Genomic DNA, 10,460 nt, shown 5'->3' on the forward strand with positions numbered 1-10,460 from the left:
CGGCTCACGGTTTACGCTCCACGCTTCCTCCCCACGGTCGGTCACCCTTCCGCAGTTGCGCTTCACTTCGTTCGCTGTGGCCAGCTCACGGGAGGACTTGCACCTCCAGGAGTGCGCCCGTGCCGGGCGCACCAAAAAAGCCCGGCTGAGCCGGGCTATAACATCTTCATTTCGAATCGAGCGTTTTACTGCCAGATAACCGGCTGACGCTGTGCATACCAGTTCTCCACTTGCTCCTGATACGCATCCTCAACCACATTGCGCTTGAGCTTCATGGTCGGCGTGAGGAAGCTGTTCTCGATCGACCACTCGTCACTCATTACGGTGATAAACGCCAGCTGTTCGTGGGGATCCACGGTCTTGTTCACATCGGCAATCAGCTTCTTGAAGCTCTCTTCGATTTCCTTACGGAAGGCTTCATCCGCCATTTTCGGCCGGGACTCCTCGGCCAGCATCACCAGCGCGTGGGGCTGGGTCTGATTGGCACCGGAGACACACACCATCTCGATGGCATCGTGGGACATCAGACGGTTCTCAATGGGTGCAGGCGCAATATACTTGCCCTTGCTGGTCTTGAAGATTTCCTTGATGCGACCGGTGATCTTGAGCCGGCCCATCTCATCAATTTCACCCTTGTCGCCAGTCTTCAGGAAGCCATCCTCGGTGAAGGTCTCCCGGGTTTTCTCTTCGTCCTTGTAGTAGCCCATCATGGTGGCCGGGCTCTTGATCTGAATCTCTCCCTCCGGGCTGATGCGGGTTTCAACCCCCGGCGCGGACTCACCAACGTAACCGGTTCTTGAGCGCCCTGGCTTGCTCATGTGGGAGTAGGCAAAGTTTTCAGACATGCCATAGCCCTCAAGCAACTCGAGGCCGAGGTTGCGGTACCAGTCCAGAACGTCGCTCGCGAGGGGGGCTGAGCCACTGCCTGCCAGCTTGACCTTGTCCAGACCAAGGCCCTTCAGGATTTTCTTCTTGATCAGTTTGTTGACCACCGGAATCTTCAGCAGCCGGTCCAGCTTCTTCTTCGGCAGCTTCTGGAGCACACCGTGCTGGAATTTCACCCACAGGCGCGGTACCGAGAGGAACAGCGTTGGCTGCGCACGCTGCAAATCCTGCACGAAGGTGTCCAGAGATTCTGCAAAATACAGGTGGAAACCCGCATAGAGCGAGGCCAGCTCAACAAAGGTACGCTCGAACACGTGAGCCAGCGGGAGGTACGACAACATGCGCTCCTCGGAGCTCACACCGAGTACCTCCATGCCGCCCTCTGCCGCATAGGCCATGTTGTAAAAGCTGAGCATGACGCCCTTGGGTTTACCGGTGCTGCCTGAGGTGTAAACGATGGTGGCCAGTTCGTCGGCATCACGCTTAACATTTTCTTCCAGAGGCGGATACTTGGCGACGATATCGTCCCAGGTTTCGAAATCATTGGGAGGGCTCAGCGGGAAGGAGATGCAACGCACGGATTCCGGCACGCCCGGTTTCATCATGTCCCAGTCGTCCAGCTTGCCGACAAACACCACCTCGCACTCGGCGTGGTTCAGGATGTAGTTAACGGTGTCGGCATTCAGGGTGGGATACAGCGGAACGGAAATGTGACCGGCCATCCAGATGGCCCAGTCGGTCATGATCCAGTGGGCGCAGTTCTTGGAGATCAGGCCGATGCGGCTCTTTTCGGGGAGATTCAGCGATTTGAGGTAAGACGCCATGCGCCGCGCCTCATCCACCGCCCGACCCCAGGTGTAGTCGACGGTTTTGCCGTCGCCAATGGGCTGGGTCATGTATACGGAGTTCGCCTTGGCCTTCTCCCAGTGATCAACCATATCCAGGGGAAGCTTGTTTGTTGTGTCCATGGACCTTCCTTGCAGTTCGTTATTCGAGTTATAGATGATTTATTATTAGACTTTCGTAGGGTATTTCAACATAGTATGAGCGGTCAAAACGTGACACAAGCAAAATAATTTCCAACTGCATCTATTGCAACCAAAACGCCGCCACCGGCAACATCCCCTACCCCTTGAACCCCTTGCCTGTGGTAAACTTCCGCCCCTTCAGATTCGCAACATATCAGTTAACCTACCCGGAGATGGGCATATGGCCAAGACAACCCTGCGCACCCTGTTCGGTGCCACCCTGCTGGCGCTGGCAACACTTGTTCAGGCACAGGAACCCCGCGTTGTAGCCATCACACAGATTGTGGAACACCCGGCACTGGACGCCGTCTACCAGGGCATAAAAGATGAACTCGCCGAGCGCGGCTTCAAAGAGGGCGACAACCTCGAAGTGATGCACGAAAGTGCCCAGGGCAACTCTGCCATTGCTTCCCAGATTGCTCGCAAATTCGTTGGTGAGAGTCCCGACGTGATCGTGGCGATTGCAACGCCTTCCGCGCAAACCGTTGCCGCTGCGGCCCGCAATACACCGGTGATTTTCTCCGCTGTGACCGACCCGCTTGGCGCCAAGCTGGTAAGTAATCTGGAGGCGCCTGGCGCCAACATTACCGGCGTAAGCGACATGCTGCCCATCGACAAACACCTGGACATGCTGCAGCGCGTAATGCCCGATGCCAAACGCATTGGCACGGTGTACAACCCGGGCGAAGCCAATGCCGTCTCCCTGGTGGAACTGCTCGAAGAGCGCCTCGCGGCGCGTGGCCTTGAACTGGTAAAAGGTGCTGCCACCAAAACTTCCGAGGTTCTGGGCGCGGCCCGCTCCCTGGTGGGTAAAGCAGACGCCATCTACCTGACCACAGACAATACCGTGATCAGTGCTGCCGAAGCCGTCATCTCTGTTGGTGAGCGCGCCAGCATTCCGGTATTCGCGGCAGACACCGCTACCGTTGAGCGCGGTGCCGTTGCAGCACTCGGGTTTGATTACTACGACCATGGCCGCCAGACCGGCGTGATGGTTGCCCGGGTATTGAATGGCGAGAAACCCGGCGAAATGGCGGTTGAAACCATGGAGAAGCTGGACCTGTTCGTGAACCCGGCCGCCGCAGAGCGCATGGGCATCACCCTGTCAGATGATGTAATCGCAGACGCGAAGAAAGTGATCGACAGCGCCAAGTAATCCCCCTGAACCCAACGGGCGGCCCTCACGAGGGGCTGCCCGTTTTATCATTGGTGATACCCGACCATGCTGAGTAACATCGCTCTTTATGGTGCCATTGAGACCGGACTGATCTACGGCCTGGTCGCCTTCGGCATCTACCTCTCCTTCCGGGTGCTGGATTTCCCGGATCTCACTGTAGATGGCAGCTTTCCCCTCGGTGCTGCCGTTGCCGCCGTACTGATCATTGAAGGCTGGAACCCGTGGTTAGCCACAGGCTGTGCCGTCATGGCCGGCATGGCCGCAGGCGCGGTAACAGCACTGCTGAATGTGAAACTCAACATTCTTAATCTGCTTGCCTCGATCCTGACCATGATTGCGCTCTATTCAGTCAACCTGCGCATCATGGGCCGCCCGAACGTGGCCCTGCTGACCGAAGAAACCGTGCTGACGCCCTGGTACGACCTGGATCTGGCCTACCATCAGGTACCGGTGCTTCTGTTCGTTATTGTGGTCTTTGTTGCCCTTATCCTGCTGTGGCGTTTCATGAAATCCGAAACCGGTCTGGCCATGCGAGCCACTGGCGCCAACGCCAGAATGGCCCGGGCACAGGGCATCGCCACCGGCGCCATGATTGTTCTCGGCGTTGCCGTTTCCAACGGCCTTGTCGGACTTGCCGGTGCGCTCTTTGCCCAGAGCCAGGGTGCAGCCGATGTCACCATGGGCGTAGGGGTGATCGTCATTGGCCTTGCCTCCCTGATTGGCGGTGAAGCCGTGGTGACTCCCTCGACCGTGGTACGCGCGCTCATCGCGTGCGTGGTGGGCGCAATCATCTACCGACTGGCCATTGCCTTCGCTCTGAATGCGGATTTCCTGGGACTGCAGGCCCAGGATCTGAACCTGATTACCGCGGTTCTGGTTACCCTGGCCATCGTTTTGCCCGGCGTACGTTCATCCATTGCCGGCAAACTTTCCCGTAGCAAGGCCTAAGGAGGCGACATGATCAGTGCAACCGATCTCCGGCTTACCTTTGGCAGGGGCACACCGCTGGAAAACCCGGCCCTTCGGGGTATGAGCCTGACCGTTAACCAGGGTGAGTTCGTCACCGTGATAGGCAGCAACGGCGCCGGCAAATCCACCTTTCTGAATGCCCTCGCCGGCGAAGTGCTGGTAGACAGCGGCCAGATCATCGTGGACAACCTGGACGTCACCAAACTGCCGACCCACAAACGGGCCGGCCGTGTTGCCCGGGTATTCCAGGACCCACTGGCCGGTACCTGCGAGGGCCTCAGCATCGAGGAAAACCTCGCCCTGGCCATCAAACGTGGCCAACGCCGCGGCCTCACCAGCGCCGTGAAGAAGCAGTACATGGAAAAATTCAGGGACAGCCTTTCGTCCCTGAATCTGGGCCTGGAAAAACGTCTTGGCGACAAGATGGGCCTGCTCTCCGGGGGTCAGCGCCAGGCCGTGAGCCTGCTGATGGCGAGCCTAACGCCCTCGAGCATCCTGCTGCTGGACGAACACACGGCCGCGCTGGACCCGAAAACCGCTGCATTCGTGCTGGAACTCACCACCAAGATCATCGAAGAGCAGAAGCTCACGGCACTGATGGTAACCCACAGCATGAAGCAGGCACTGGAAGTCGGCAGCCGCACGGTAATGCTGCACCAGGGCCAGGTGGTATTCGATATCGCAGGCAAAGATCGGGAAGGTCTGGAAGTGAAGGATCTGCTCGGGCTGTTTGAAAAGCAGCGTGGGCTGGAAGTGGACGACGACAGCCTGTTGCTGGGCTGATAAAAAAACGGGGCCAGACTGGCCCCCGTTTCCCCTCCGGGCCCGCTTGTTTTTGTCACTTTTCGACCGGAATCGCACAATTCGCTATTGACACCACATCCTCACAAAACCACAACATGTAGTGGTTTTGAACCTTTAGCCCCAAACCGCTGTTTTAGAAAAAATTTCCCGGATTCAAGTCGGTTTTGATTGATTTTCTTTGCCCCGAAGCGTCTATCAATAGTTGCGTTCTTATTCACAGAACACTATATCCTGTTATACTCGTTTCAGATTCAGCCCATATATAGTGGTTAAAAAGAAAACAGGCCCAAGGCCAATCAGACGATTCTCAAGGGGTATGGCGCCGCCGGTATAAGGACTGGCGCCATCAAAAGAAGACATACCGGAAGACAGAGGGTGGAAATGAACGCTAAGGCACAGGCAGTGGTAACGACAATCCCGATGCAGGAAGCCTCGATCGACATCTGGCACAGTAAATATCAGCTGAAGACCAAGACCGGCGAGCCCGTAGACAAGGACATCAACGCAACCTACGAACGTGTTGCCAAAGCCCTTGCCGAGGTGGAAAACAAATCCGTACGCACCCAGCACATGAAGAACTTCATCTGGGCCCTGCAGAACGGCGCCATTCCCGCCGGCCGGATTACCTCCAATGCGGGTGCCGAAGCACACAAGCCGGCAACCTCCACCATTAACTGCACCGTTTCCGGCACCGTTCAGGACTCCATGAACGACATCCTGGAAAAGAACCACGAAGCCGGCCTTACCCTCAAGGCAGGTTGTGGTATCGGTTATGAATTCTCCACCCTGCGCCCGAAAGGCGCGTATGTGGCCGGCGCCGGGGCAACCACCTCCGGCCCGCTGTCGTTCATGGATATCTTCGATCGCATGTGCTTTACCGTGTCCTCTGCCGGTGGCCGCCGTGGCGCCCAGATGGCCACCTTCGATGTGCACCATCCGGACGTGATCGATTTCATCCAGGCCAAGCGTGAAGACGGTCGCCTGCGCCAGTTCAACCTTTCGCTGCTGATCACCGAAGACTTCATCGAAGCCGTACGCAACGGCGACGACTGGCACCTCTCCTTCCCTGTTACCCAGAAGGAAGTGGAAGACGAAAAGCTGGACCTGAGCGACGAGAGCCAGTTCGTATACCGTGATTTCCCCGAACAGAAAGGCTACGTGGTGAACGGGGAAGGCAAGGTTGCCTGCCGCATCTACCGCACCCTGAAAGCCCAGTTCATCTGGGACACCATCATGACCAGCACCTACGACTACGCCGAGCCGGGATTCATCCTGATCGACAAGGTCAACCAGATGAACAACAACTGGTTCTGCGAAGACATCCGCGCCACCAACCCCTGCGGTGAGCAGCCCCTGCCCCCGTACGGCAGCTGCCTGCTGGGCTCGGTGAACCTGACCATGTTCGTGGACTACCCGTTCACCGACAAGGCCAGCTTCAACTACGAGAAGTACCGCAAGGTGGTGGGCATCTTCACCCGCATGCTGGACAACGTGGTAGAGATCAACGGCCTGCCGCTGGCCGAGCAGCGCCACGAAATCACCTACAAGCGCCGCCACGGCATGGGCATCCTGGGCCTGGGTTCCACCCTCGCCATGCTGCGCATGCCCTACGGTTCTGCAGAATCCGTACAGTTCACCGAAGAAGTCGTGCGTGAAATGGCCGTGGAAGGCTGGCGCCAGTCCCTCGCCCTGGCCGAAGAAAAAGGCGTTGCGCCAATCATGGACGACGAGTTCGAAATTACCCCGAAAATGCTCACCAAGTGCCCGCAGCTGTCTGAAGACGGCTACAAACTGGGCGACAAGGTGAAAGGCCGCATCCTGCACGCCAAGTACAGCAAGTACATGCAGCAGATTGCCAACGTGGAACCGAAGCTGGTGGAAGAACTGGCCGAGAAAGGTGGCCGCTTTACCCACCACACCTCCATCGCGCCGACCGGCACCATCAGCCTGTCACTGGCCAACAACGCCAGTAACGGCATCGAGCCGAGCTTCTCGCATCACTACGCGCGTAACATCATCCGCGAAGGCCGGAAGACCAAAGAGAAAGTCGACGTATTCTCCTTCGAGCTGCTCGCATATCGTCATATGGTGAACCCGGGCGCCATGCCGTTCTCCGATGACGAGGACAAGAAGCTGCCGGCCTACTTCACCACCTCCGACGATGTAACACCGTCGCAGCACGTGGACATCCAGGCCGCCGCCCAGAAGTGGGTAGATTCCTCGATTTCCAAGACCGCGAACGTTCCGACAGACTTCGCCTACCAGGACTTCAAGGACATTTACCTCTACGCCTACGACATGGGCCTGAAGGGTTGCACCACTTTCCGCTTCAACCCGGAAGCCTTCCAGGGCGTACTGGTTAAGGAAAAAGACCTCGAGAACACATTGTACGAGTTCACCCTGGACGATGGCAGCAAGGTCACCCTCAAGGGCAACGAGCAGGTAGAGTACGACGGCGAAATCCACAACGCCGCCAACCTGTTTGACGCGCTTAAAGAAGGCACCTACGGCAAGTACTGATCCGGGAACCGACACAGGAAAACGAACATGACAGTTAAAATCAGCAACAAAATCGTCGGCTACCGCGTAAAGAAGGTCGACCCCGAAGCTACCGAACACCAGGCACCGGTGCACGCGGAAACCAAGCCCGTTCAGATGAACGAATACATCGAACGGCCGGACTTCCTGCTGGGCACCACCTACAAGATCAAGCCGCCGGTGGCTGAGCACGCGATGTACATCACCATCAACGACATCCTGCTCAACGAAGGCACCGACCACGAAAGCCGGCAGCCGTACGAAGTGTTCATCAACTCCAAGTCGATGGAACACTTCCAGTGGGTCATCGCCCTCACCCGCGTTATCTCTGCGGTATTCCGCAAGGGTGGCGACGTAACCTTCCTGGTGGAAGAGCTGCGTAGCGTGTACGACCCCAACGGCGGCTACTTCAAGAAAGGCGGCGTGTTCATGCCGTCCCTGGTCGCTGAAATCGGCGCCGTGATTGAGAAGCACCTGAAGGCCATCGGCCTGCTGGAAAGCGAGGAAATGAGCGAAACCACCAAGCGCATCCTCGCTGAAAAGCGCGCCGAGTTCGAAGCCAGCCACAGCACGGCCACGAACGACGAAAAAGCCGACGACTACCCACCCAACGCCACCATGTGCGGCAAGTGCAGCACCAAGGCGGTGATTGTGATGGACGGCTGTGCGACTTGCCTCTCCTGCGGCGATAGCAAGTGCGGTTGAGATGATGAGCGGCACTGAGTAACAAGAAGGCCTGGAGTGAGAACTTCGGGCCTTTTTGTTTGGTGGGCAGGAAAAGTCATCGGTTTTATCGAAAAATTGGTGATCTCAGGAAAAGCAGTCGTTGTGATCGTTTTTATAGAAGTTTTGAGGCAAGTTTGGAATTCAAGATATTGAGATTTTTTGAACTTTTGGTTCGATTGGCAAAGTGGTCATTCTGGATAGTTGGTCGGAAAAATGGTCATCGCGACCAATATAAAAATGTTATACATGAGAGGGAACTCAGGTGAGCCTGAAAGATCACTTTGAATTGCTGTCCATATACAACCAATGGATGAATTCCAAAATTTACGAGTCTGCAAGTTCGCTCTCTGCAACAGACTTAACTCAGGATCGCGGGGCTTTTTTCGGCTCTATTCTTGGAACTCTGAATCACATCGTCGTTGGTGACACGATCTGGCTGAAGCGGTTTGCCAACCATCCATCCTGCGTGGGCTCGTTGCAGGAGGTCGCCAACCTTCCAAATCCGACAAGCCTAAGCCAGATAGTGTTTGACGATATTGGTAGCTTATTCGAACATCGGACTTGGCTTGACCGGCAGATTATTAGCTGGGTAGCCGGGTTAACCCAAAGCGATCTGGATTTCGTTCTCAGCTACCACAACACCAAAGGGATTCCGGCCAATAAGCGATATTCGAGTCTTGTCCTTCATTTTTTTAACCATCAGGCTCATCATCGAGGGCAAGTTTCCGCTCTATTATCACAGGCAGGTGCGGACGTTGGGGTTACTGACCTATTGGCTCTGATTCCGAAGGAAACTCACGTATAACCAGTCGCTGTAGTGCGTTCCCGGCCCGAGGGCCGTCCACCGGACGCCACTGTCGTGGCGCCGCTAAGCTCAGCGTTATGCAGTAATTCTCAGGCCATATTGACAAGCGTCACGTGACGCAATACACTTCGTTTCATGATCAAATCCTTTGCTGACAAACGAACCCAAGAACTTTACTCCAAGGGCAAGTCAAAGAAATTTCCTGCGGATGTTGCATCGAGAGCCGCTAGAAAACTTGAATACGTGGATCTGGCCGTACAGTTAGAGGATTTGAAAGTGCCGCCTGGCAATCGCCTTCACCCGCTGTCGGGAGACAGGCAGGGGCAGCATGCAATTTCAATAAATGATCAGTGGCGTATCTGTTTTCGTTTTGAAGATGGCGATGCGTATGAAGTCGAGGTGTGTGACTACCACTGAGTGAGGGGATGACTATGGCTATTCTTAATACTGCCGGTATGCAGCGCAAACCGACTCATCCTGGCGAAATGCTGAGGGAGGATTTTCTTCCGGACTATGGCCTGACTGTTTCGGGGTTGGCTGAGTCTCTGGGTGTCTCTCGCCAGTCAGTTAATGAATTACTGCGCGAGCGTCGTGCTGTCAGCCCTGAAATGGCGCTTAGGCTTGCACGTTTGTTTGGTAATTCGCCGGAATTCTGGCTGAATGCGCAGCGATCTGTTGATCTTTGGACCGCCGCTCAGTCGGTCAAGGAAGAAGTGGATCGGATCAAGCCGCTACATGCTGCATAACCAGGCCATGCACCGGATGCCAAAACCTCCGCTTCGCTCTGGTTTTGTCACCGGTGATGGCGGGCGTTAAAGCTATAAGCACATCAGTCTAAGGAGCTATCAAATGGGTAATGGCTTTGATCTTCATGAGATGGAGAATACGGAAGTTGGCTCGGTCACGATTGATGGAGCAGAAATTCAAACGTTCACTTATACCCTCACCGGTGTGCACATCCAGTCTATTACGGCTGGAACTACGGGCTTTATGGGCGGCGACAGCGGTCATGGGGGCCGCACGTACCTTAAAATTAAAGACCATGGCAGTACGGACCTAAAGATAAAAAATCCGAAATCTGGACTTTTTGAAGAAACCTCGTCGATTGAAATAAGCCTGGGTGGAGATGCTGAACTAAACAGTACGATAGCCCTACTCGAATATGCAGTGAAAGTCTTGAAGTCCCAGACCAAACTGGAAGTCGGGCTTTAACAATACGCGTCACACGGATGCCCTTTTCTCCGCTTAGCTCCGAAAAGGTCACCGGTGCGCTTCGCGTTATGTGGGGATGGCGCGAGGTGCCTCGTCAGAATCCACGATGAAAGGTGCTGATAAATCCTATTGTGTGCCCGGAGTCCAGGGCGAGCATGGAAGCTCAAATGGACCAGAGTTATTGTCAAATCTGGTGTATGAGCATCAGGCGGCGTCTCTGCCGGATTGATCATCCACCCGTTCTCCATCCCGAAACTGAACGTTATTCACGACCAGCTTCAGTTGGTTAAACCCCTTGATCCGCTTCCAGCGTTTC

The 10,460-nt window shown here is 55.7% G+C and carries 10 protein-coding genes; 9 read left to right on the forward strand and 1 reads right to left on the reverse strand.

Going from position 1 to position 10,460, the window contains the following annotated elements:
• Positions 1 to 185: 185 nt before the first annotated feature.
• On the reverse strand, positions 186 to 1,853 hold the full coding sequence (locus AC13DD_RS01215; RefSeq protein ID WP_482930738.1) for an AMP-binding protein: 1,668 nt from the start codon (positions 1,851 to 1,853) through the stop codon (positions 186 to 188).
• A gap of 241 nt (positions 1,854 to 2,094) precedes the next feature.
• On the opposite strand from AC13DD_RS01215, the gene AC13DD_RS01220 reads away from it, so the two are divergent.
• From AC13DD_RS01220 to AC13DD_RS01260, 9 genes are all read left to right on the forward strand, one after another.
• On the forward strand, positions 2,095 to 3,069 hold the full coding sequence (locus tag AC13DD_RS01220; RefSeq protein ID WP_008174270.1) for an ABC transporter substrate-binding protein: 975 nt from the start codon (positions 2,095 to 2,097) through the stop codon (positions 3,067 to 3,069).
• A 66-nt stretch (positions 3,070 to 3,135) separates the two neighbouring features.
• Entirely contained in the window at positions 3,136 to 4,038 is a 903-nt protein-coding gene (locus tag AC13DD_RS01225; protein WP_008174269.1) for an ABC transporter permease, read from the forward strand.
• A 9-nt stretch (positions 4,039 to 4,047) separates the two neighbouring features.
• Entirely contained in the window at positions 4,048 to 4,842 is a 795-nt protein-coding gene (locus tag AC13DD_RS01230; protein ID WP_092032790.1) for an ABC transporter ATP-binding protein, read from the forward strand.
• A 402-nt stretch (positions 4,843 to 5,244) separates the two neighbouring features.
• On the forward strand, positions 5,245 to 7,383 hold the full coding sequence (locus AC13DD_RS01235; protein ID WP_039882043.1) for an adenosylcobalamin-dependent ribonucleoside-diphosphate reductase: 2,139 nt from the start codon (positions 5,245 to 5,247) through the stop codon (positions 7,381 to 7,383).
• Positions 7,384 to 7,410: 27 nt separating this feature from the next.
• The gene (locus AC13DD_RS01240) at positions 7,411 to 8,106 is read left to right on the forward strand and encodes a TSCPD domain-containing protein (RefSeq protein WP_273045864.1); all 696 of its coding nucleotides are present in this window, start codon (positions 7,411 to 7,413) and stop codon (positions 8,104 to 8,106) included.
• A gap of 283 nt (positions 8,107 to 8,389) precedes the next feature.
• The gene (locus AC13DD_RS01245) at positions 8,390 to 8,932 is read left to right on the forward strand and encodes a DinB family protein (RefSeq protein WP_008174262.1); all 543 of its coding nucleotides are present in this window, start codon (positions 8,390 to 8,392) and stop codon (positions 8,930 to 8,932) included.
• Between the two features lie 135 nt (positions 8,933 to 9,067).
• The gene (locus AC13DD_RS01250) at positions 9,068 to 9,349 is read left to right on the forward strand and encodes a type II toxin-antitoxin system RelE/ParE family toxin (RefSeq protein ID WP_008174260.1); all 282 of its coding nucleotides are present in this window, start codon (positions 9,068 to 9,070) and stop codon (positions 9,347 to 9,349) included.
• Positions 9,350 to 9,363: 14 nt separating this feature from the next.
• Positions 9,364 to 9,678, forward strand: a complete 315-nt coding sequence (locus AC13DD_RS01255; protein WP_008174257.1) for a HigA family addiction module antitoxin — start codon at positions 9,364 to 9,366, stop codon at positions 9,676 to 9,678.
• Positions 9,679 to 9,781: 103 nt separating this feature from the next.
• Entirely contained in the window at positions 9,782 to 10,144 is a 363-nt protein-coding gene (locus AC13DD_RS01260) for a hypothetical protein (RefSeq protein WP_273073089.1), read from the forward strand.
• Positions 10,145 to 10,460 lie beyond the last annotated feature (316 nt).

This window comes from Marinobacter sp. L-13, from assembly GCF_056857715.1.